Consider the following 22,474-nt stretch of genomic DNA (forward strand, 5'->3'; position numbering starts at 1 on the left):
ACAAAGCTCGCGCCAAACTCGGCCGCGCCTATCCAGCCACCCCCAAAGAGTCAAAATCACTGTGATAGACCACTAGGTGGCGCGCGGTATGTCGCCTACATTCTGATCCCGTCGGCCCTGCCGTCGATCATTTCCGGGTTGAAGATCGGCTGGGCGTTTGCTTGGCGCACGCTGATCGCCGCCGAACTGGTGTTCGGCGTCAGCTCCAGCCGCGGCGGCCGCGGCTGGTTCATCTTCCGCAACCGGAACGAACTGCTGACCGACAAGGTGTTTGCCGGCCTCGTCAGCGTGATCCTGATCGGCCTCGTGGTCGAGTTCGGCCTGTTCCGCGTGCTCGAGGCCGCCACCGTGCGGCGCTGGGGCATGCAGCGCTGATCCGGTCGGCCTTGAAGGCGGCCTAGTCCGTTCGGGAAGAAGCAGGCGCGGAGCTCCTGCTTCCCTTTCAACACGAGAGCCCTCACGATGGTGTATAAATCCTAGTCGAGCAGATCGGGCTCCGCGGCGACGATCCAATCCCACAATGGTTGGAAACTGAAATAGCCGCCTTTGTGCGTGCCGACCTGGGTCGCGGTCAGCTTTGCAACCTCGTGCGGGATCGGCTTGGGCGTGCCGGCCGCCTCGGCAAGCAATTGCGCCCGTGCTGCGTTGTCCATCGCGATGTACCACCATGCAGTGGCCTCGATCGTGGGACCGACGGTGAGGAGGCCATGATTTTGCAGGATGACCGCCTTCTTCGACCCCAGCGCCTCCGCGATCTTCCTGCCCTCCTCCGCTTCTAGCACCACACCGGAAAACGGGTCGAATAGCGCGTGATCCTCATAGAACGCGCAGGAATCCTGTGTCAGCGGATCGAGCAGCCGGCTGAGTGCCGACCAGGCCTTGCCATAGGTCGAATGCGTATGGGCGGCCGCGATCACATGCGGATGAGCGGCATGGATCGACGAATGAATCACGAAACCAGCCTGGTTGATCGGCTTGTCCCCGATCAGAATATTACCGTCGTGATCGACGAGCTGCAGGTCGGAAACCTTGATCTGGCCGAAGAATTTCGACAATGGGTTGATCCAGAAGCGCTCCGGAAATTCCGGATCGCGCACGGTGACGTGCCCCGCGAGGCCCTGGTCGAAGCCGTAGCGGGAGAACAGGCGGAAGGTGGCGGCAAGGCGCTGCTTGCGGTGGAGCCTCTCCTCCTCGAACGAAGCCGACGGCGCGCGTTCGACCAGCGAATATTTCCTTGGCTTCTCTACGATCTCGTTCATGATTGTTGCTCCTTGTTCAGTATTCGAGCTCCCGATCGAAGACGTCCGCAAGCGGCGCGCCATGCGCGTAGGCATCGAGGTTGACGAGCGTCTTGTCGGCCAGACGCTTGATGTCCTCGCCACCGGTCCATGAAACGTGCGGAGTCAGCACGATTTTGGGATGGGTGTAGATCGGATCGCCATCCGGCGGCGGCTCAGGATCGGTGACGTCGAGCGTTGCGTCGGCGAGCTTTCCAGCGTCTAGTGCGCGCAGCAACTCGTGCTGGTCGATGATCCGGCCACGCGCGACGTTGATCAGATGCAATGACTTCCTGGCACGGGCCAGCACCTCGGCATTGATCAGATGCGTGGTCTTCGCGGTGGCCGGCAGCGCGATCACAAGGTGATCCGAAAGCTCGATCAACGTCTCGATAGTGTCGACGGGCTGTACGCCCGGCAACGTGTACTGCCACGGCGTTCGCCGGAGTACCTTGACCGCAACGCCAAATGGCCTCGCGCGCTCGGCGACCGCGCGGCCGATCGCGCCAAATCCCGCAATCCCGACTGTCTTGCCGTCGAGCGAACCAAGTGAGGTGAGCTTCCAATCGCGCCTACTCCGCGCGCGGACGTCGTGAATGCGTTTCTCGAATCCGAGGATTGCCGCAAGGATATATTCCGCGATCGGATCGGCTGAGATGCCGCGACCAACCGTTACGACCGGCCCATCCAGCAGCCATGCTGGAAAGAAATCGACGCCCGTCGATGCGGTCTGGATCCAGCGCAGGCGGAACGGCCATCCGGCGGGCTTCGCCGATGGCGCTTTGTTCCAGCCGGCCCCCGGCCGTGTAAGCAGCACGTCCGCCTCCGGCAGAATCTCCAGGGAGCACGATCCACGGGATGGTCTATGATCCATGGACGGGACCAATGATCGCCGAGTGCTGCACGCACTACCGGTCCGAGTTGATTGATGATGATCGGGGGCCTGATACTTGTGGCAGTGGTTCTAGCTGCGGTGCGGGGTGTGTTCATTTGGTGCACTCGTGGTCGCGACAGTTGCGAACTGAGCCCTCGCCAGGAAGAACGGTTCGCATGGTGTCGTCACGGTCAACTGCTTCATTCAGCGCCATCCAGTCGCTGAGCTCGCCGATCTCGACAGCGTCCCCCGTCTCACTGACAGGCAGCCCGGTCGCCCAGCATCAGATGTACAAATATTTTCAACTTCAGGTCCGTTTCTTGACAGATCGTACTGATCAGGCGGCCTTGCGCGCGCCGTCTGTTTCGGCGAGAGCGAGCGCCTGCGTGAGATCGGCCAGGATGTCGTCGGGATGTTCGATTCCGACCGACAAGCGAACGTATCCGGGGGTTACTCCGGCCGCAATCTGCTCCGCCGGGCTGAGCTGCTGATGCGTGGTCGAGGCTGGATGGATCGCGAGCGAACGCGCATCGCCGATGTTGGCGACGTGATAGAAGAGTTTCAGCGCATCGATGAATCGGCGCCCCGCTTCGACGCCGCCCTTCAACTCGAAGCCGACTAAGGCGCCATAGCCGCCCTTCAGGTAGGCATCAGCCCGCCGCCGGTTCTCGCCACTCTGCAGACCCGGAAAGATCACATGCGAGATCGACGGATGTTTGGCGAGGAAGTTCGCGACCTTGATCGCATTTTCATTGTGTTGCCGCAGCCGCAAGGGGAGCGTCTCAATACCCTGGATGAATTGGAATGCGTTCTGCGGCGCAACCGCGGCGCCAAGATCGCGCAATAGCTTCACCCGAGCGCGCAGGATGTAGGCGATCGGACCGAACGGCTTGGCCGCCTCTGTCCAAACAGCCCCGTGATAGGCTTCGTCCGGCTGGGTCAGCAATGGGAAGCGCCCCGCATGCGCCTCCCAGTCAAAATTGCCGCCATCGACGATCGCCCCACCGATGGAGGTACCATGGCCGCCGATATATTTCGTGGTCGAATAGACTACGATCGCTGCGCCATGCTCGAAAGGTCGCGCGATGATCAGCGCTGCCGTGTTGTCAAGAATCAACGGCACGCCGAGCGAGCGACCAATATCGGCGACCTCCTTTATCGGGAACACATTGAGCTTGGGGTTTGGCAGCGTCTCGGCGTAATAGGCCCGCGTTTTCGCATCGGTGGCGCGGCGGAAATTTTCTGGATCCGCGGGATCGACGAAGCGGACTTCGATTCCGAACTGTTTCAGCGTCTGTGAGAATAGGGTCCAGGTACCGCCATAGAGATCGGTAGATGATACGACGTTGTCGCCGGCCTGCGCGACATTGAAGATGGCAAAAGCCGAGGCGGTCTGGCCTGAAGCGAGCGCCAGCCCGCCGACGCCGCCCTCGATCGCCGCAAGCCGCTCCTCGAGAACATCCTGGGTTGGGTTCTTGATCCGCGTGTAGATTTGCCCGATCGCCTCCAGTGCAAATAGCCGCGACGCATGATCGGAATTCTCAAACTGATACGAAGTGGTCTGATAGATCGGCACCGCCACCGCGCCGGTCGAAGGGTCTGAACGATATGAACCGCCGTGCAAGGCGAGCGTCTCGACGTTCTTCGTTTCGACGGTCATTCCGAAATCTCCCTTGAATCCGTGAACTCTGTGTCATCGGAGTCGAAATGATGCTTGCCGATCTCACCGCTGTCGAGGCGTCGCGAAAAATAGCGATACGCGTGCTGTCGCTTTGCTTTGGTGCGACGCTATTCTTTCGGCCGACCCGGCAATCGCAGTTTGTTTGTTTTGCGTAGACCTTCGCCAGTCGGCCCGTCGAGCCGACGCAGTGCACGACCGGGCACCAACGGCAACGGTCGTTCGCATGTTCGTGGCGAGAACATCGAGCGAATAGCATGAGACGCCCGAAATGGGTCGGCATGCCCGGCCTCAAAACGATAGCTCATCGATCGCCCGCCCGCGGCAGCGTATCGAGCAAGGGTCGGGCTAGATGCAGGATCTGGTAAGCAACACCGGCGCTCTCTCTGTCCGGCTCGTTTTCCGAGAGCAAGATCCGCGTGAAGGTCCAGTTCTGCGCATCGACGCTGACCACGGCAGCGACCGAACCGGGCTGTTCGGCAGTCGCGCGATTATGCTCGATCTCGGCAGCGAAGGCTGCCGTGAGATCGGCGTCCGTCGCAATGCTCCGCTCCTCCTTGTAGGCGAAGCGCGCAAGCCGTCCGCTACCCCGGCGAGCGTCAAGAGCAAAACCGGGCTGGATCTCTGCGCGCCCGAAGCTATCCGTCACGATCTTGTAACGACCACTCACCAGGAAATCGCGGAAGGCTTCGTCCTGTCGCCAAAGATAGAGCGATGAGTAGTTACTGGCGACGGCGCCAAAGCGCCCGCGTTCGCGCAGCAGGAACCCCTTGAAACAGAGCTCGGGTACTCCGTCCCACAGCGGGCCGCGCTGCCTCGCGCGCTCGCGGATGAGCGCGACATCGTAATCGGCCGGCAGTCGGTGGGCGTAATAAGCGGTGATCATCGGGACACTCCTCATCGCGTAGTTCTGAATGCCATGAAGATAGCCCACCGTTGATCATTGAAAAACGTCATGGAATGATGTTTCAATGATTAGGAAAGCGAATGACTAGATTATGAAGGCCCTGGACATAGAGGCTGTGCAGGCGTTCGTCCTCACCGCCGATCTGAAAAGCTTTACCCGCGCCGCGGAAGCGATGGATAGCACCCAGTCCGCCGTCAGCCTGAAGATCAAGCGGCTGGAGGATGCGCTCGGCCGCAGGCTACTGGACCGTACGCCGCGCCTGGTCCGGCTTTCGGCGGATGGAAGCGCGTTCCTGCAAGCCGCGCGAGCGCTGATCGATGCGCATCATGGTGCGATCGGCTGCTTCGGCATCGAGCCGCACCGCCTCGTGGTCGGCATCAGTTATCACATCGTCGGCGCGGAACTGCCGCTCCTGTTGCGGCGGATGCGCAATGCCGAGCCGCGATTTGTGCTCGAAATCCGCGTCTCGACCTCGCGCGATGTTCTCGATCAGTTTGATCGCGGCGACATCGATGCGGCCGTGGTCTTGCGTCACGACAGCCGACGTCGCGGCGGCGAGGTCATCCTCGAAGAGAGCTTCGGCTGGATGGCCTCAACCGATTTCGAGCATCATCGCGGCGAACCGCTCCGTCTTGCTGCCCAGGCCGACCCCTGCAGCGTGCGCAGCATGGCGGTAGACGCGCTCAACAAGGCAGGCATCACTTGGACCGAGGTATTCGTCGGCGGCGGGGTCGCGACCATCGGCGCGGCCGCCGCGGCCGGTCTTGCGGTCGCGGCCCTCGGCCGCAGGGTCGCCCCGCCCGGAACCATCGACGTCGGAGCGCAGCTCGGCCTCCCGCCATTGCCGTCTCGCGACGTGGTGCTCCATGCAAGCCGCAGAGACCATGAGACAAGAAACGCGTTGAAAACGCTTACGGCTGCAATCCGGGCCACAGCGGTTAGGCCATAGCCGCTTCGGACGGTCAACGCCGCATCGGATTCAGTGGCCAAACAGCAGATAGCTGCGATCAATGCCGCGCTGATCCCTTGTCTCATTGGTCCAGCCGACCGCCCTGCGGTAGCTGCCAAGCAGCGCATTCTGTTTCAGAACTGCGAGATCGACCTCCTGCGGCACGTCCGCAAAGGGCGAGACGAACAGCGCATCCTCGGGACAATAGAGTTCGCAGAGGAAGCAGGTCTGGCAATCGCCCTGGCGGGCGATCACAGGAATCCCGTCGGTCTTGTCGAAGACGTTGGTCGGGCACACATTGACGCAAATATCGCAGGCCGTGCAGCGCTCGGCGTCGATAATTTCGATCATTCCGCAGCCTCCGCATAGACGGTGTCAGCATGTGCGCGCACCGAGGTCCAAACCTCGTCGAGCCCACCGGCCGTGATGTATTGGCGCTGACGGTCGTCCTGATGCGGAAAATCGTCCCGCCGGTGCATGCCACGGCTTTCCTGTCGCGCCAACCCCGAGCGATACATCCAGCGCGCCGTCGCCAGCATGGCCGCGCCTTCGCGCGCCCGAAGCAGGTCATCTTCGGCCGCCGCGTTCGCCTGCGACGCCTCGACCCAAAGCGCATCGAGGCGCTCAAGCGACGCAGTCAAACGCCCCGCCTCGCGGAAATAATTCAGCTCATAGGGAAAGACTTCGTCCTGAACCGACTTTGCGAGCGCCGCTGGCTTATAAGCCCTTTTAGAGCGCGGGCGTAGCGCAACTGTCCCGGCCGAAGAGAAGCTGCGCCGGGTGGCAACCCCGACTTGTCGCGCATAGTCGGCGGCGCCCTGCCCTGCGAACGTGCCTGAGGACATTGCCCAGGCGGCGTTGTGGCTCCCGCCACCAGTAAACCCACCGCAGATCAACTCGCGGGTCGCTGCATCACCTGCGGCGTAGAGCCCCGGCACGCTCGTAGCGCAGGTGTCGTCGACGATCCGAAGCCCGCCGGTACCGCGCACCGTGCCCTCGAGTCGCAAGGTGACTGGAAACCGATCGGTGAAGGGGTCGATGCCGGTGCGGTCGAACGGCACGAAGAAGTTCGGCTGCGACGCCCGCATGTCCCGCCTCACAGTCTCGTCTGCCTTGTCGAGCCGGGCATACACTGGTCCCTGCAGCAGTGCGCGGGCGATGGCCGAGCGACCGCCTTTCGAGGCTGCACCAGGGACGACGCTGCCATCCTCATATGTAAACGTCGCCCAGCCATAGAACAGCGTCTTGGTTACCGAACCGAAGAAAGGCGAGATCGCGTATGGATTGGAAAATTCCATGCTGGTCAGGTCGGCGCCCGCTTCGGCGGCCATCAGATAGCCGTCCCCGGTCAGCACGTTGGAGCCAAGCGTCTTACTGAGGAACGCGCAGCCGCCGGTAGCGATCACTACCGCTTTGGCACGTACGGTCCAGCGGTCGCCCTTCTGGCGGCGAAGTCCGCTCGCGCCCGCGACCGCACCATCATCGTCCACGAGCAGTTCGAGCGCTGGGCAATGGTCGAGAATAGTGACGCGAGCCTGCTTGGTGCGCTTGCGCATCAGCCGCATGTATTCGGGCCCCTGCAGGGAATTGCGCTGCGGCTTGCCGTGGTCATCGACCGGGTAAGGATAACCCCAATCGGCTAACTGGTTGCTCTGCTCATAGGTGCAATCGAGCACTCGCGCCATCCAGCGCCGGTCCTGCAAATAGCCCCCCATCTTCTCGCGACCAGCCATCGCGGCTTCGCGCAGCGCAGGATCGGGATCGATGTACCAAACGCCGGTGCCGGCCGCCGCGGTCGCACCCGATGTGCCACAAAATCCCTTGTCGGTGAGCACGACGCGCGCCCCGCGCACGGCCGCGCTGACTGCGGCCCAAGTCCCCGCCGGTCCACCGCCAATCACCAGGACATCCGCGTCGAACTCAACCGATCCGACCGGCGTTAACGCGCGTTCGGTGCGATACTGTCGATAAGTCATGGATCATTCTCCGTACGCAATTGCCTGCGGCGGCGCGCAGCATGCGGACGGGAAGGTTACGCGATCGAACGCTGCTGGCAATTTCAGATATTCACGAAGACTTGGGTAAAGCTTTCCCAGTGGCCGCTGGCGAGAGAAAATTCGTGTGGGCTCACGCAGGCACTGGTGAGCCTAAGAATCCTCTGCTTCCCTGGAGTTAAGCAAGCGATCGACGATTCTGCGATCGCAGGCTGCGACACCTCCAGGCGACACCCTCGTGGCGTGGCTTGGCCTGAATAGGTCCCGCCGCGATGAACATCGCTCGCGGCCCGACGCCGCACATCGTCGCTCAGGTCCAGACACCGGAACGGCGATCTTCGACCCGCTTCGCCTTGTGGGTGGCGCGCGGCAGCGAGTCCGGCGGCAGCACCCTGACAATGGCAGAAACGCCCGTCACTGCGCGAAGCTTACGCGCAAACTGGTCGGATAGCTCCTCGACATGGCCGTTGTAGCCGTGACGATACTCGATCTCGACCGTGAGCCGATCGAGGTGATCGACGCGGTCGACGATGAGACGGTATTCCCCTGTGAGTTCATGGTCTTGACGCGCCACGGCCTCAACGTCGCTCGGAAACAGGTTGACGCCCTTAATGATCAGCATGTCGTCAAGGCGGCCGTGCACTCCGTTGAGGCGGATTGCCGTGCGTCCGCAAGCGCAGGGGTCGGGATTGAAGCTGACGATGTCGCCGGTGCGAAAGCGCACCATCGGTCGTGCCCGCTTCTTCAGCGTGGTGAGCACCATTTCGCCGCGATCACCAGGCTTCACCGGCTCGCCACTCTTGGGATCTAGCACCTCGACAAGGATGTGATCCTCCGCCCAATGCAGACCGTTTTTGTGCTCGCACATGCCGGCACACGATCCGAAGATGTCGGAGAGTCCATAATAGTCGTAGACCGACGCCCCCCACAATCGCTCGATGCGATCTCGCGTCTCCGGGATCGATCCGCCTGGTTCACCGGCGACAAAGATGCGCCTGACGGCAAGATCCTTGCTCAGGTCATAGCCTTCCTTTACGGCCGTTTCCCCGAGATACCAGGCGTAGGACGGCGTCGTCCAGATCACGGTGGCCTGGAACTGCTTCAGGATCTGCAGCAGGCGCTCGGAGGGGATCGTGCCAGCATGGATCGTGAGCGCGCCAAGTTTCTGGGCGCCAAGCACGCAGGGCCCGCCGATGAATAGCGAGAAGTTGAGCGAATGAACGTAGCGGTCGGTCGGGCGCATGCCGGATGACCAGAACTGTCGCGCTTCATAGTCGATCCACTCGTCGAAATCTTGTGCGGTGAAGGGCGACGCCGTCGGCACGCCCGTAGAACCCGACGAGGCGGAGATATAGACGATATCGCGCTCAGGCACTGCGACGAGATCGCCGAAAGGGGGCACGGCAAGCTGTCGGTCGCGCAGCACGCGCTTGTCGATGAATGGAAAGCGCCTGATGTCATCGAGGCTGCGGAGTTGGTCGGGGCCGACTTTCGCCGCGTCGAACGCGGCACGGTAGGCCGGCGAGCCGGCATAGGCATGCGCGAGATGGTTTTTTAGCAGCGACAGCTTGAGCTCATCCCATGCCGCCCGGCTTTGGGTCTCGAGCTTCGGTTCCCAATAAAGTCGATCGTCCGAATTGGCAAAGTTAGTCATCATGATCTCATGTATCTGGCCGCGGTCGCAGCACCTTCCGTGCGCTCCGCTGGCTCGGGAGCATCTTACGCTCTCAATGACGGCCGGTGAACTCGATAATAGCTCGACGGAGCGCTGAAACGGTGGACGCCGTGATGCGCTGAGTTTCCGTCAGATGAAAACCGCCATCGAGGTTTGTGGAAAGACCTCAGCAAGAACGGACTATCAGTACCCTCGGCATCATCTGCCGTGGCAGGGAGGGATTACCGCTATCCTGAAGGTTTATGAGCTCAGACCGCGATCGGCACGAAGTGGTTGATGAGCACCAGGATCACCAGCGCGACCACACCGACGCCGAGGCTCCAGCCGATCAGTTGCTTCTCGACGGGGAGCAGCGGTTCGCCGGCTTGGTTCGATTCACGTTCGAATTCTGTCTGTGACACGTCCCTCTCCTTTCACGGCTTTCAACTTGCGAGCGGCGGCTTAACGCCGCTGAAGAAAAGCCACGAGATCAGCAGGCCAACCCAGATCACGAAGCCGAACAGGCTGACGAAATAGACGGCAGCCAGCTTGCCAAAACCCTGCTGCCAGAGCTTTCGGAAATCCGACAGCACGCCGATCGAGAAGAAAGTCAGGATGAAGAAGATAACGCGGAACACGTTGGCTTCGCCGGCCGCCGCCGGCAGCGCCTTGGCGATCTCGGGCGTGGCGCCGAGCGCAAGGTACAGCGAGATTGCGAACACCACGACGAAGCCGAGGATGAATTTCGGGAAGCGCTGCCAGATCTCGCCCGGTTTGGCCTTATCGGGACCTTTGTCGATGTAGTTCGTCCAGATGTAGCCGAGGATAAATGCCCAGACGCCGATGAAGATGTCGATGAAGACCTTAACGGTCGCCGTCGTCGCCAGGATCCAACCAGGTTGATACTTGATGCCCTCGGCGGCAGCTTTCGCCGTGATCAGCGCCTCCGTGATGCCACCACCGGCCACCGCCGCGCCGTCGGTCTTGACCGCAAGTCCGATCCAGGCTCCTGCGACCAGTGGCTCCTGCCACAGGAAGGTCTGCGCCAGGAACGGCAGGATCAAGACCTCGACCACCGCGAACACCACGACCAACGACGACACCAGGACCGGCACCGCCGGCCGCGCCCGGATCGCGCCGCCGGTTGCGATCGCAGCCGCGACGCCGCAGATCGAGATGCCGGAGGCGAGCGGCACCGACCACTCGCGGCTGAAGCCGAACCATTTTCGCGCGACGAAATAGACCACGGCCCAATAGATCAGATAGGCCTCGATGATCGCGGCGGCGCCGCGGATCAGAATCGAGGACGCGAGGTTGAGCCGGCCTGCCGCGGTGACCGCCACGGTCGCGCCGAGGATCACGATCGCGATCTTGATGTAAAGCTCGGGCCGGATCGCCTCCTTCAGCCACTCGGCAAAGCGGGGAAAGAGATTGGCGATGACAAGGCCCGCGAGTAGCGCCACGACGAAGCCGCCTTCGTTAGTGAGCTTAAGCGACCAGGCGACGCCGAACTTCTGTTGCTCCGCCGGCGTGACGGCGGCGACATAGGCATAGCTGCCGGCGATCCAGCTCGCATAGGCGATCGCGAAGGTGACGGTGAAGGCGGCGACGAATTTCCGGACGTCGCCGCCGAGCGCGGCAACGCCGATGCTGAGCACCACAAGCAGCGCCGCATAGGTTGCAAACAGCGATGCGCCGCCGCCGAGCCACGCATAGCCTTTCGCAAACGGCGCCAGCGCTTGCGAGAGGCTGGTGTAGACCGAGGTCGTCACCGCCCATCCGAGTAGGTCGACGCCGCTCAGGCTGAACAGCGCCAGCGCAAAGACCAGCAGGCCGATGGCAACCGACAGCCAGTCTTCGGTCAGCCGGTCTTTTACCGTCACATGATTGGTTGTCTTGACTGCGATATCCGACATGGTCTCACCCCGCGCCATCCATCGCGCCGGCGCCGCACGCTCTGCGGCAACCCTGACGCGTTCCGCGCTCGATCAGTATGGGTGAAGGCTATCTCTCTGCAATCTCACAGAATTTCTTTGTTGGCCGGACCTAAAGAAAGCCATGCTGTGAGGACTGGCGCGAAGAGAACAATTCGCTCCGCGTCGTAGTTTGGCAGTTGCCAGGCAACCAGCGTCACGAACCCCGGTGTCCACTTCCAGACGATGGCGGAAACCTTGAGCGGCTTCGGAATGAGGCCAAGCCGCGCGGAAGAGAAAACGCATTTGGGACATCGTAGATACGCATCGCAATCCAAACCATCAGAGGCATCCGCTACAGGATTTGCATCTACGTCTGCGACATTGATCGCAAAACCGCCGCGGCTGATGATTTCGATGGCAAAGTCCCAACTTGGCCAGCCCCCGGATGACGTTGAAAATATTCTTTGCCGTACGGCGCGCGCGAAGAAACCAGAAAACTCTCTGACACCAGACAAATGGAAAACCACTCTATTTCTGTTCGGCTGAATTCGTGGGACAGTTTGCGTCGTGTGAAGCAAGCTTGCACTTCCCCGGGTGGCACTGTCCTCGCATAACCCGACCACCTTCCAGGCGCGCTCGATCGGGCAATGCGAGATCAGCGGCACGCCGCTGCCCGCCAAGGGATTCTTCTAGCGGGACACGGAATTCGGCTGGGATCGACGAGAGGAGCACCCGATGGGCAAAGCGGATATCCATCTCGTCGACGAGAATGACGAGGTCGAACGGCAGTTTCGTACAGTCATGCGCCGCCTCGCCGGCGGCGTCAGCATCGTCACTGCTGGGCGGGACGGCGACATCACCGGCATGACGGTGACCTCCCTCACCTCGCTCAGCGCCGCTCCGCCAAGATTGCTGGTCAGCATCAACCGGCAGGCCTCGTCCTTCAGCCTGATTGAGCGCGATCGGCTGTTCGGCGTCAACATCCTCGGGGCGGACCAGCAGGTGCTGGCGGCCCGCTTCAGCAATCGCCGGCTGAACGGCGGGCAGCGGTTCGAGGGAACGCCATGGTTCGCCGGCTCCTCCGGTGTTCCGCTGCTGGCGAAGGCGCTTGCAACGGTCGAATGCGAGGCCGAGGAGATTATCGAGCGATACTCGCACGGCATCATCATTGGCCGCCTGCTCAGCATGGAGCTGTCACATCGTCTGTCCGGCCTCATCTACTGGAACGGTCAATATGTCCAGATCGATCACGACGCGGATCTGGACCGACTTGCAGAGGTGAGCATCCCCTTGGCGCATGTCCGCTGAGGGGCAACGGGGCGAAACAGCATGAAGCGTGAAATTCCGACACACCCGCAATTCGTCGCAGCCAACGACAGCGGCGCGTCGACGGCACGCTGGCAACTCGACCGCATCGTCGCCGATTTGCGCGTCTCGCGCGAGGAGACCCACAGCATCCGCCGCGATGGCGAAGCGCGCCGCGCGCCGTCTCGCGATGCGCTGGAAGCCGTCCTCAACGGGCTGACGGAGGCGCTGTTTCCAAGGCACTATGGACGGTTCGATCTCGACGGTGAGAACATCGACTATTTTGTCGGTAACACGCTGAGTGTTGTCCTGGATTCGCTGTGCGAGCAGGTCCATCGCGGCGCACTGTTCGTCGGCGACGAGTTGTTGCCGGGCTTTCGCCGGGAGGATGCGATCGAGCTCACGCGCAGCTTCGCTTCCCAACTGCCTTCGGTGCGCGGCGTCCTGATCAACGACCTCCGAGCGGCCTTCGTCGGCGATCCGGCCGCGCGCAATTTTCCGGAGATCCTGATCGGCTATCCCGGCATGACCGCGATCATCCACCACCGCCTCGCCCATATCCTGCATCGCCAGGGCGCGCGGCTCGTCGCGCGGCTGATAGCAGAGATCGCCCATGCCCGGACCGGCATCGATATCCATCCGGGCGCCAGCATCGGATCGGGCTTCTTCATCGATCACGGCACCGGGGTCGTGATCGGGGAGACCGCCGTGATCGGCAATAATGTGCGCATCTACCAGGCCGTCACGCTCGGCGCGCGACATTTCCCGACCGATGACGAAGGCAACATCATCAAGGGCGACGCGCGCCATCCGATCGTGGAGGACGACGTCGTTATCTACGCGGGCGCGACCATCCTCGGCCGGATCACCATCGGCCGCGGCTCCACCATCGGCGGCAATGTCTGGCTTACGCGCGACGTGCCGCCAAACAGCGTGGTGACGCAGGCCACGGCCCGGAACAAGGTCGGTACAGGTGTCGACCCGAGCTAGGCTGCCGAAGCCGTTAGATGTGTGAGGGGTACTGTCGTCCGTACCTCGAGAGAGTTACGGAATTACTTTCTATTTCTAGGCAAGAAGTTAGCATATTTTAGCTGACAAGACCCGAATAACGTGATGGACCAAACGTTCTCGAAAAGAGACGTTGCGGCCACATTTCCCCTGATCGCTCGGAAGGATGACGATGCGCCTCGTAACAACCATGTTTGCTGCCCTGACGGCGGTCGGGATCGCACTCGGTCTGTCGGCTTCCGCCCAGGCTCAGCAACCGCTGCGGGTCGGCTTCATCCCGGTGATGGGCGCAGCACAGATCTTCGTCGCCGACGGCGAGGGCTGGATCAAGCAAGCCGGATTGACGCTGACCACGAGTACATTCGAATCCGGTCCGAACATGATCCAGGCGCTGCAGTCCAGCACGCTCGACGTCTATGTTGCCGGCCTTGCGCCGCTGCTGGTCGCCCGATCGAAGGGCATCGATGTACGCATCGTCGCCGCAACCGTGGTCGAAGAGATGGGATTTGCGACCAGCGCCGCGTTTTCTCCGCAGATCGAGGGCAAGAATCCCGCCGCGGCGTTCAAGGCCTTCCGCGAGAAGAACGGCCGCCCGGTCAAGCTCGCGACCCAGCCGATCGGCTCGGGCCCGAACACCGCCTTGCAGCACTGGCTGTGGGAGGTCGTGAAGGCTGACAAGGCGGATGTCCAGATCGTCGAGATGGGCATCGACGCGACCCAGCGCGCGATCGCGACCGGCGCGGTCGAGGGCGGCTCGGTGCGCGAGCCCGCGCTCTCCATCATTCGCAAGCAGAATCCGGCGATCAAGCTGATCGCGACCGGCAAGGACATGTTCCCGAATTTCCCCGGCGTCGTCGTTGCTGTCATGGGTCCCTTCGCCGACAAGAACCCCAAAGCCGTCGACGGCCTGGTGCGCTCGGTCATCCGCGCCACCGCGCTTCTGAAGGAGCATCCCGAGCGTGCCGTGAAGCATGTCGGCGCCGCCTTCGGCAACGGCCTCGTGCCTGATGACATCCTGTTGGAGTCGCTGAAATCGCCGCAGACCCAGTTCACGTCCGATCCGCGCCGCATCGAGGAATCGACGCGGCAACTGCAGGAGTACCAGGTGAAGATCGGCGCCCTGCAAAAGGCCGAGCCGCTCGAAGGGTTGTTCGCCTTCGACGTCTATAACCGCGCCGCGGCCAATTAACGACGTCTGTCATTTACGTAACGGACGCGGGCCGGTGACACGGATACGATCGCTGACGCTGGGCGCGCTGGGATTTGCCATCTTCCTCGCGCTGTGGGAGGCGATGCCCGCCTTCCATGTCGTGCCGGCATCGGTGCTGCCGCCACCGAGTGCGCTGCCGCGGGCGTTCTGGCGCGAGCTTTCGAGCGGGATCTGGTTCGCTGCGCTGACGACGAGCCTGCGCAACTACCTCGCAGGGCTTGCGATCGGCAGCCTGCTCGGCATCGCTCTCGGCGTTGCCACTGGCATGTCGAAGACTCTGGAATCCTTTCTCGCCTGGATCGTACGCATCCTGCGGCCCATCCCCGGGCTTGCCTGGGTGCCGTTCGCGATCCTGTGGTTCGGCATCGATCCGGCAGCGGCCATCTTCATCATCTCGACCGGCGTGTTCTGGATCTGCTATTTCGCGGCCCTTGGCTCTGTCCACTCGGTGGACCGCGACCTGATCGAAGTGGCCGATGCGTTCGGATTCGGTCGCGCGGATCAAAAGCTGATCAAGGTGATCCTGCCTGCCGCCGCGCCGGGCATCCTGGTCGGCCTGCGGACTGCGCTGGGGCAGGCCTGGATGGCGGTCGTCGCCTCCGAGATCTTTGGCGTGCCCGGTCTTGGCCAACGCATGATGCAGGCTTCCAACCTGCTGGCGAGCGACGTCGTCGTGATCTACATGGCGACGATGGCCGCGCTGTACGGGCTGATCGACACCTCCTTCATCGCGCTGCAATCACGGGTGCTGCGATGGAAGCGATAATCTCGCTGCGCGGTGTCGGCCTCACGTTCGCGCGCGATGGCGAGCGGACGGAGGTGCTTCGGGATCTCGACCTTGACATCGCGCCTGGCCGTTTTGTCGCCGTGCTCGGTCCCTCGGGCGTGGGCAAGTCGACGCTGTTGCGCGTGATCGCCGGACTGCTTCAGCCGAATGCCGGAGAGGCCAGCGTGAATGCGCGCGCGGAAGGGTTTAGGCTCCCGGTCGCGTTGGTGTTCCAGGACGCACGCCTATTGCCATGGCGCACGGTGCTTTCGAATGTCGGCTTCGGCCTCGAGCACGGCAAGGTCAGCGCCCATGAGCGCCACGAGATGGCGCGGGCTGCGCTCGCGCTGGTCGGCCTGCCCGGTTTCGAGAAGCGATATCCGCATGAGATGTCCGGCGGACAGCGTCAGCGCGTGGCGCTGGCGCGCGCGCTCGCGGTCGATCCCGACATCCTGTTGATGGATGAGCCATTCGCCGCCGTCGATGCCCTCACCCGCGAAGCGCTGCAGGACGAATTGGTGCGCATCCATGCCGCCACCCACAAGACCGTCATCTTCGTGACCCACTCGATCACGGAAGCAGTCTATCTCGCCGACGATGTGATCGCGATCACCGGAAAACCGGGACGCCTCGCCGCGTCCATTCCTATCGACGTTGCCCGGCCTCGCCGCCGCGACGATCCGGCGAACCGGGAGCTGATTGCCCGGCTGCGCGCCATCCTCGGGGACGAGGATCCGGCCTGAGCTGACCGTTCCAAATTGAAGCCCGTCGCCCGGGCGGAGTGGACGCGGAAGCCAGGACGTCTGCATCAACACTTGCGAACGGACCCGGGTTACGCCGACGCTCCACCCGGGCTACGAAACTGAGGACGCTGCGCTCCAAAGTGCCGTGACCTTCGCAGCAGGGCCACCAGCCGGCGGAAGCGCCGGCGCAGTCGGCGCACCATGGGCGCAGGTTCTTCGCTGCGCAGCGATGCCGGGCGGCCATGCGCCAGTTCGAGCAGCATCAGCATCTCTATGCTTGACATGGCTACGCGGCCTTCGCGACTTGCGGCTTGGTGGCCTTGATACGTGTCACGCTCTGGCGGCCATCGATGCTGACCGGTATCTCGCCATCGATCGTGGCGCGCCGGACGACACGGTGCTGGTCGCCATAGTCGTTGACCGCGTAATGCTGCGTCGCGCGGTTATCCCAGATCGCGACGTCGCCGGCCTTCCAGCTCCAGCGCACGGTGTTTTCCGGCGCGGTGATGTGCGACTAGAACAGATCGAACAGCTTCTGGCCGTCGTATTTCGGCAAGCCGACGAACCGCTGCACGAAATTGCCGAGCACCGGCGTCCGCTCGCCGGTTTCAGGATGAATACGAACCACCGGATGTTCGGTCTCGTAGACGGTGCCGGTGAAGACTTCGTCGAAGTGCCTCTTGTCCGCCTCGGTGGCGCGCGACTTCACTGCGTAGTCATAGGCATTGCTGTGGATCGCCCAGAGCTCGTCGGCAAGCCGCTGCAGCGGCGGCGGCAGGTCGAGATAGGCTGCGGCCGTGTTCGACCAAACCGTATCGCCGCCATAGGGTGGGATCACCACGCCGCGAAGCACAGAGATCTTCGGATAGGCGTCGACGAAGGTGACGTCGGTGTGCCATTGGTCGGCGCGTCCCCCTCCCCGGCCCGAGTCCAATTCAAGGATCGAAGACGTGCCCTTGGCCGCGCCGATGGTCGGATGCGGCACCAGTCTGCCGAGCCGAACGGCGAACCGTTCCTGCTCGGCGTCGTCGAGATGATCCTGGTCGCGGAAGAAGATCACCTTGTGCTCGAGCAGCACGTTGTTGATCGCGGCGATCGTCTGGTCGGGCAAATCGCCCGACAGCTTGATGTTCCGGATCTCCGCGCCGAGACGGGCCGCGCGCTTGACGATGTCCGCGCGCGGAATGACGTTGTCGATGAGGTCAGTTTGAGCCATGGTCGTGCTTCCTATTCCGCCGCAACATTCTGCGGCGATTGCCAGACTGCAGGTGCGTAGAGATCGGCTGCGAAATCCTCCGCAATCGCACCGTTGATCCGTTCCTCATGCGCCGCGAGATCGGCAAGGAACAGGTCGCGGCTGATGCGCGCCACGATCGCCGGGATGTCGCGCTTGAAGCTCAAGACATCGCCGACCGGCACGCCGAAGCTGACAAAAGCCGCCGGGTTGAACACGTGAATGTCTTTCAGGTACGGCGCACGGCCAGGCTCCTTCTCCAGGTACTCGTGCCCTGCGCCGAGATAGGGATAGGCCACCAGCGTCTCATCCTGCTGATCGTCGGGAGGCGCGAAGCGATCGCGCCAGCGCAGGATCTCGTGCGCGAAGTCGCGCAGCTCCGGCTGCGCGGCGAGGTCGACGGAATAGCCGGTGGCCACAATGGCGAAGTCGAATGAGAATTCCCCGCTCGGCGTACCGACCACCAGCCCCGCTGCCGCGGGGTTTGCGGAAATCCAGGGCGAGGCCAGATGCAAATGAAAGTTCGGAAATTTCACCGCGCGCGTGATCGCATCCGGCGGCGGCGTCGAGCCCGCGCGGCGGAAGCGGACCGCCTGCTGCCATCGCACGGCGTCGGGCAGCGCACTGTAATTGTCATAAGCGCCGGGATAGCCGCGGATGCGGATCACCGGCAGCGCGGCGAGTGCTTCGCGCCTCGCGAACAGGTGCACTTCCCTGGCGCCCGCTTCCAGCGCTACCGCTGCGGAGTCGAACGCCGAAGCCGCGCCGCCGAGCACAGCAATCGCCTTTCCACGTAGAGACTCGAAATCGATCACCTCCGAGGTATGGGCATAGGCGTTCTTCGGCAGCTTCTGCTTCACAACGTCAGGCACGGCGGGACCGCCATTGCTGACGAAGCCAGTCGCGAGCACGAGCTTCCTCGTGGTCTCAATGCTCGGCGCACCGTCCTTTTCCAGATGAAGCCGCAAGTGATCGGCCTGCGGCTCGATGCGGATCAGCCGCGTGCCGTAGCGAACGGGGACGCCGAGGATGTTGCGATACCAGTCGAGATAGGCAGCCCGATCCAGGCGCGGAATCCGGTCGAGAGCCTCATAGGCCGCCGCACCGTAGCGTGTTTCGTACCACGCCTGAAAGCCGAGCCCAGGCACCCCGAGCTCGGGCCCCGGCAGGTTCTTTGGCGTGCGCAGCTTGTGCATGCGCGCGCTGGTCCGCCACACGCCGACGCTGCCGCTTTCCACGGCCGCATCGATCACGGAGACCTTGCCGATCCCAGCACGCCGGAGCGCAAATGCAAAGGCGGTCCCCGATTGTCCGCCGCCGACAACGAAGACGTTGTGATCGATCCCGTCGCGGTCCGGCACCCAATTTTGCGGATCGGGTCCGATCAAGCGAAGGGTTTCTCGGGCTACGCTATCGGGATCGGATTGCGGCATGCTGATCAACCTCGCGATTACAACCAAATCGTAAGGGCGACCGATCTTCAGTCAATGAAATGAAACCAGCTTTGTTTGCGAGGACGGGCAATGATCGCGTCGTCGTCGATGCGGGCGCTGGAAGATTTGCGACGATCGCGCTGCAGCGACGCGCGACGCGTGCATCGCCCGATCAAAATTGGCCTTCGTCGCTGCAACCGGCATGTGCGCAGGTCACGCCGATTGCTTCGCATGTCGATATATCCGTTGCGGCATACGGTCTCGTCTCCGATAGGCGAACAATCCAAAAGGTTCATGCTTGCTACCGACGCAACTATGCAAATTCATTTCATCGACATACTCGCGATCGAAGACGTAGAGTTTACAAACGGTGGGTTCGTGCTCGAGCGCGCCGAATGCAGTTACGATGGACAGTCCGGAAATGTCGCAACCGAGCGGCGTCATCAGCCTTGAGCAGGATACCCCCGAACTTGCCCGCGCCTATGAACAGGCCGGCGTCGTTCAATTCCATCACGGCAAATTACTGATCGGCCCGCTTGCACTGAAGGCGGGCGAGCATGTGCTCGATATCGGCGCCGGGACTGGTCGGCTCGCGGAGTTCGTCGCCGGCCTGGTTGGTCCGCAGGGCCGTGTCGTCGGCATCGATCCGCTGGAAAACCGTATCGAGATTGCACGGCTTCGGCAGTCGGACAACCTGACCTTCGAGACCGGACGCGCGGAGGATCTGGCCCGTTTCGGCGACGGTGAGTTCGATGCGGTCTATCTCAACAGCGTGTTGCACTGGATCGCGGACAAGGACCGCGCCTTGCAGGAAATTCACCGCGTACTGAAGCCCGGCGGGAGGCTCGGGCTCAACGTGCAGGATCCTTCGCGACCGCACCAGTCGCGCCAGCTTCTTCGTGCAGCAATCGTCCAGGCCGGACTTGGCGATGCGCATCGAGAATCGAATCCTGTTCTCGGCGTCACCGATGACGGGCTCAAGGCGCTGTTAACCAGCGTCGGCTTTATCGATTACCGCAGCGACCTCCGATCGCTGATCGATCTGCATCGCGATGCAGACTCGGTTCTCAGATGGTCGGAAGCGAGCGCCTTCGGCAACTTCCTCGACGGCTTCTCGAAACCCGAACGGGACCGCGTGCGCGCTGCGTTCGCCGAGTTGGTCGAAGCCAATCGCATTCCCGAGGGGTTGAGGCTCGAACGCTATTTGCGCTTTGCCTTTGCGCGCAAGGCGCCATCGTCCAATTCATGAACAACATCCGAAAGCTTCAGGCATGAGCGATCGACGTCAGCTAACCCTCAATCTCTTCATCTATCCCGGCGGCCATCACGAGGCCGCTTGGCGCTACAAGGGCTCCGCCGCGGAACGGATCCTCGACATCAGCTACTACCAGGAATTGGCGCAGCGCGCCGAGGCGCACAAATTCGATGCGATCTTCTTTGCCGACGGGCCCGCGCTCGCCGACAACGTCCGCTACGCACAGCGCTTCCGCCTGGAGCCGATCACGTGGCTGTCGGCGATCGCCGCCGTCACCAAGCGCATCGGCCTGATCGCGACCGCGTCGACAACCTACACGGAGCCTTACAATTTGGCGCGGCTGTTTGCCTCGCTGGACCATATCAGCCGCGGCCGCGCCGGCTGGAACATCGTCACGACCAGCGTGCCGCAGGCGGCGCAGAATTTCGGGCTGCCGGAGCACCCGCCGCATCACGAGCGATACGAACGCGCTAAGGAGTTCCTCGACGTCGTCACCAGGCTCTGGGACAGTTGGGAGGACGATGCCCTCGTCAATGATCCCGTCTCCGGCGTCTTCGCCGATACCGACAGGGTGCACACCATCGACCACGTTGGAAAGCATTTTCGCGTCCGCGGACCGCTCAACATCTCGCGGCCACCGCAGGGGCGGCCCGTCTACGTGCAGGCCGGCTCGTCTGACGACGGGCGCGCCTTCGCGGCACGCTTTGCTGAGGCGATCTTCACCGCGCACCAGACGTTGGCGAGCGCGCAGGAGTTCTACGCGGACATCAAGCGGCAGGCGCGCGCCTTCGACCGTCAGCCGGATCAGGTCAAGATCCTGCCCGGCATCAGCCCGTTCATCGCCTCAACGCAAGTCGAAGCCGATCGGCTGCAGGACGAGTTCAACGAGCTCATCCAGCCGGAATATTCGTTGACCCAACTGCGCCAGATGATCGGACTCGATCTCTCCGGCTTCGACCTCGACGGGCCGTTCCCGCGGCATCTGATCGATATGAACAGCGCCCGTGGCGTCGCCAGCCGCTTCAAGCTTGTGGTCGACATCGTCGATCGCGAGAAACCAACCATCCGGCAACTGGTGCAGCGCCTGGCCGGGGCCCGCGGTCACTGGGTGATCGCCGGGCCGCCGGAGAAGATCGCGGACGACATCCAGACCTGGTTCGAGAACGGCGCGGCCGATGGCTTCAACGTCATGCCGCCTTGGCTGCCTGGCGGCTTCGACTTCTTCGCTGAACAGGTCGTGCCGATCCTGCGCAAGCGCGGCCTGTTCCGCGAGGAGTACACCGGCAAGACATTGCGCGACCATTACGGCCTCAACCGGCCCGGCAGCGTGTTCACCGACAGCATTCAGGCGATCGCATGACCGCCTAATCTTTCCGGATTATGCCCCGCGTCTTCCGCGGGCATTCGTGCACTCCACGCATCACAACTTCTCCGAGACTGCAATGAATGTGCCTCGTTTCCTGCTACTTTCGGCCGTTCTCATCATCGGTGCGCTGGCAGGCGCCCCATCCCGCGCCGAGCCAGCCAAGACTGAGCTCAAGCTCGGCTTTGTGCCCGGCCCCTATATCGACGAGTTCAAGGCCGGCGTTCAGCCGGAACTCGAGAAGAAGGGCTACCGCATCAAATATTTCGAATTCTCGACCGGCCTCGAGGCCAACAACGCCGTGTTCAAGAGCGAGATCGATGCCAATGTCATGCAGCACACCGTCTTCCTGAACTCCTACAATGAACGCCAGAAGACCGATCTCGTCGGCATCATACACGTGCCGACGCCCCCGATGGGCCTCTATTCCAAGAAGCATGCGCTCGGCACGCCGATCAAGCCCGGCTCGACGGTGGCGGTCCCCAACGACCCCGTCAACCTGCAGCGTGCGCTGTGGATCCTGCGCGACCTCGGCCTCGTCGAAATCCGCGACAGCAAACCGGTCGACGTCACCGAACTCGACGTGATCAAGAATCCGGGCGGCATCAAGATCGTACCGCTGGAAGCCGCGCAGGCGCCCCGCGCTCTTGACGATGTGGACTTCGCCGCCATCCAGGGCAATTTCGCGATCTACAGCGGGTTGAATCTGACGAACGCCTTCGCGCTAGAAAAGATGACGACGCCTTATATCAACGTCGTTGCGGTGAAGCGCGGCAACGCAGAAAGTGCATGGGCGCAGGATATCGTCGCAGGCTACAGGTCGGAGACCTTCAAGACCGCGATCCGCAGCGACCGCTTCTATGACGGCTTCACCCTGCCGGACTATCTGAAGTGACGAGACGGCTCTC

21 protein-coding genes and 1 pseudogene are annotated in these 22,474 nt (G+C 62.6%); 10 read left to right on the plus strand and 12 right to left on the minus strand.

What is annotated here, in order from left to right; all coding sequences use genetic code 11:
- On the plus strand, positions 1-375 hold a 375-nt coding region (locus AAFX91_RS17505), incomplete at its 5' end, for an ABC transporter permease (RefSeq protein WP_394567253.1).
- A gap of 101 nt (positions 376-476) precedes the next feature.
- Here the strand turns inward: AAFX91_RS17505 and AAFX91_RS17510 are convergent.
- From AAFX91_RS17510 to AAFX91_RS17525, 4 genes are all read right to left on the minus strand, one after another.
- Positions 477-1,259, minus strand: coding sequence for a class II aldolase/adducin family protein (locus AAFX91_RS17510; protein ID WP_282528497.1), 783 nt, complete (start codon positions 1,257-1,259; stop codon positions 477-479).
- A gap of 16 nt (positions 1,260-1,275) precedes the next feature.
- On the minus strand, positions 1,276-2,094 hold the full coding sequence (locus AAFX91_RS17515) for an NAD(P)-dependent oxidoreductase (protein WP_394567254.1): 819 nt from the start codon (positions 2,092-2,094) through the stop codon (positions 1,276-1,278).
- A gap of 394 nt (positions 2,095-2,488) precedes the next feature.
- Positions 2,489-3,811 carry an O-acetylhomoserine aminocarboxypropyltransferase/cysteine synthase family protein gene (locus tag AAFX91_RS17520; RefSeq protein WP_394567255.1) on the minus strand — a complete coding sequence of 441 codons (1,323 nt, stop codon included), beginning with the start codon at positions 3,809-3,811 and terminating at the stop codon, positions 2,489-2,491.
- A 322-nt stretch (positions 3,812-4,133) separates the two neighbouring features.
- The gene (locus tag AAFX91_RS17525) at positions 4,134-4,715 is read right to left on the minus strand and encodes a DUF4865 family protein (protein WP_394567256.1); all 582 of its coding nucleotides are present in this window, start codon (positions 4,713-4,715) and stop codon (positions 4,134-4,136) included.
- Between the two features lie 112 nt (positions 4,716-4,827).
- On the opposite strand from AAFX91_RS17525, the gene AAFX91_RS17530 reads away from it, so the two are divergent.
- Positions 4,828-5,685, plus strand: a complete 858-nt coding sequence (locus tag AAFX91_RS17530; RefSeq protein WP_282528501.1) for a LysR family transcriptional regulator — start codon at positions 4,828-4,830, stop codon at positions 5,683-5,685.
- Between the two features lie 30 nt (positions 5,686-5,715).
- On the opposite strand, the gene AAFX91_RS17535 is transcribed toward AAFX91_RS17530, so the two are convergent.
- The 6 genes from AAFX91_RS17535 to AAFX91_RS17560 all read right to left on the minus strand — a co-directional run bounded on the left by AAFX91_RS17535 (position 5,716) and on the right by AAFX91_RS17560 (position 11,929).
- Complete coding sequence (locus tag AAFX91_RS17535; protein ID WP_394567257.1) at positions 5,716-6,036, minus strand: 4Fe-4S binding protein; 321 nt, start codon at positions 6,034-6,036, stop codon at positions 5,716-5,718.
- Positions 6,033-7,661, minus strand: a complete 1,629-nt coding sequence (locus AAFX91_RS17540; protein WP_394567258.1) for an FAD-dependent oxidoreductase — start codon at positions 7,659-7,661, stop codon at positions 6,033-6,035. Before AAFX91_RS17540 ends, AAFX91_RS17535 begins: the two co-directional genes overlap by 4 nt.
- Before the next feature lie 328 nt (positions 7,662-7,989).
- Positions 7,990-9,333, minus strand: a complete 1,344-nt coding sequence (locus tag AAFX91_RS17545) for a phenylacetate--CoA ligase family protein (protein WP_394567259.1) — start codon at positions 9,331-9,333, stop codon at positions 7,990-7,992.
- A 269-nt stretch (positions 9,334-9,602) separates the two neighbouring features.
- A complete protein-coding gene (locus AAFX91_RS17550) occupies positions 9,603-9,755 on the minus strand; it encodes a hypothetical protein (protein ID WP_282528504.1) in 153 nt (50 codons plus the stop codon).
- Between the two features lie 21 nt (positions 9,756-9,776).
- On the minus strand, positions 9,777-11,249 hold the full coding sequence (locus tag AAFX91_RS17555) for a putative sulfate exporter family transporter (protein WP_394567260.1): 1,473 nt from the start codon (positions 11,247-11,249) through the stop codon (positions 9,777-9,779).
- A 104-nt stretch (positions 11,250-11,353) separates the two neighbouring features.
- Complete coding sequence (locus AAFX91_RS17560; RefSeq protein WP_394567261.1) at positions 11,354-11,929, minus strand: hypothetical protein; 576 nt, start codon at positions 11,927-11,929, stop codon at positions 11,354-11,356.
- A 55-nt stretch (positions 11,930-11,984) separates the two neighbouring features.
- Here AAFX91_RS17560 and AAFX91_RS17565 point away from each other — a divergent pair, with 55 nt between their 5' ends.
- From AAFX91_RS17565 to AAFX91_RS17585, 5 genes are all read left to right on the plus strand, one after another.
- Entirely contained in the window at positions 11,985-12,557 is a 573-nt protein-coding gene (locus AAFX91_RS17565; RefSeq protein ID WP_394567262.1) for a flavin reductase family protein, read from the plus strand.
- A 21-nt stretch (positions 12,558-12,578) separates the two neighbouring features.
- On the plus strand, positions 12,579-13,544 hold the full coding sequence (gene epsC, locus AAFX91_RS17570) for a serine O-acetyltransferase EpsC (RefSeq protein WP_282528508.1): 966 nt from the start codon (positions 12,579-12,581) through the stop codon (positions 13,542-13,544).
- Positions 13,545-13,734: 190 nt separating this feature from the next.
- A complete protein-coding gene (locus AAFX91_RS17575; RefSeq protein ID WP_394567263.1) occupies positions 13,735-14,751 on the plus strand; it encodes an ABC transporter substrate-binding protein in 1,017 nt (338 codons plus the stop codon).
- 34 nt (positions 14,752-14,785) lie between these two features.
- On the plus strand, positions 14,786-15,538 hold the full coding sequence (locus tag AAFX91_RS17580) for an ABC transporter permease (protein ID WP_394567264.1): 753 nt from the start codon (positions 14,786-14,788) through the stop codon (positions 15,536-15,538).
- The gene (locus AAFX91_RS17585; RefSeq protein WP_394567265.1) at positions 15,526-16,281 is read left to right on the plus strand and encodes an ABC transporter ATP-binding protein; all 756 of its coding nucleotides are present in this window, start codon (positions 15,526-15,528) and stop codon (positions 16,279-16,281) included. The genes AAFX91_RS17580 and AAFX91_RS17585 overlap by 13 nt, the downstream gene beginning before the upstream one ends.
- Positions 16,282-16,567: 286 nt before the next feature.
- Here the strand turns inward: AAFX91_RS17585 and AAFX91_RS17590 are convergent.
- Positions 16,568-17,497 (minus strand): annotated as a pseudogene (locus AAFX91_RS17590) (TauD/TfdA dioxygenase family protein).
- 11 nt (positions 17,498-17,508) lie between these two features.
- Positions 17,509-18,903: an NAD(P)-binding domain-containing protein gene (locus tag AAFX91_RS17595; RefSeq protein WP_394567266.1), complete on the minus strand. Its 1,395-nt coding sequence runs from the start codon at positions 18,901-18,903 to the stop codon at positions 17,509-17,511.
- Between the two features lie 466 nt (positions 18,904-19,369).
- Between AAFX91_RS17595 and AAFX91_RS17600 the strand changes: the two genes are divergently transcribed.
- The 3 genes from AAFX91_RS17600 (at position 19,370) to AAFX91_RS17610 (ending at position 22,461) form a co-directional block, all read left to right on the plus strand.
- Positions 19,370-20,197 carry a class I SAM-dependent methyltransferase gene (locus tag AAFX91_RS17600; protein WP_394567267.1) on the plus strand — a complete coding sequence of 276 codons (828 nt, stop codon included), beginning with the start codon at positions 19,370-19,372 and terminating at the stop codon, positions 20,195-20,197.
- A gap of 22 nt (positions 20,198-20,219) precedes the next feature.
- Positions 20,220-21,563 carry an LLM class flavin-dependent oxidoreductase gene (locus AAFX91_RS17605; RefSeq protein ID WP_394567268.1) on the plus strand — a complete coding sequence of 448 codons (1,344 nt, stop codon included), beginning with the start codon at positions 20,220-20,222 and terminating at the stop codon, positions 21,561-21,563.
- 82 nt (positions 21,564-21,645) lie between these two features.
- Positions 21,646-22,461 (plus strand): MetQ/NlpA family ABC transporter substrate-binding protein, encoded by an 816-nt coding sequence (locus tag AAFX91_RS17610; RefSeq protein ID WP_394567269.1) that lies wholly within the window; start codon positions 21,646-21,648, stop codon positions 22,459-22,461.
- The last annotated feature ends 13 nt before the right edge of the window (positions 22,462-22,474 follow it).

The sequence above is a fragment of the Bradyrhizobium sp. 31Argb genome (genome assembly GCF_043638955.1).
In the GTDB taxonomy this organism is placed as follows: Bacteria; Pseudomonadota; Alphaproteobacteria; order Rhizobiales; family Xanthobacteraceae; genus Bradyrhizobium.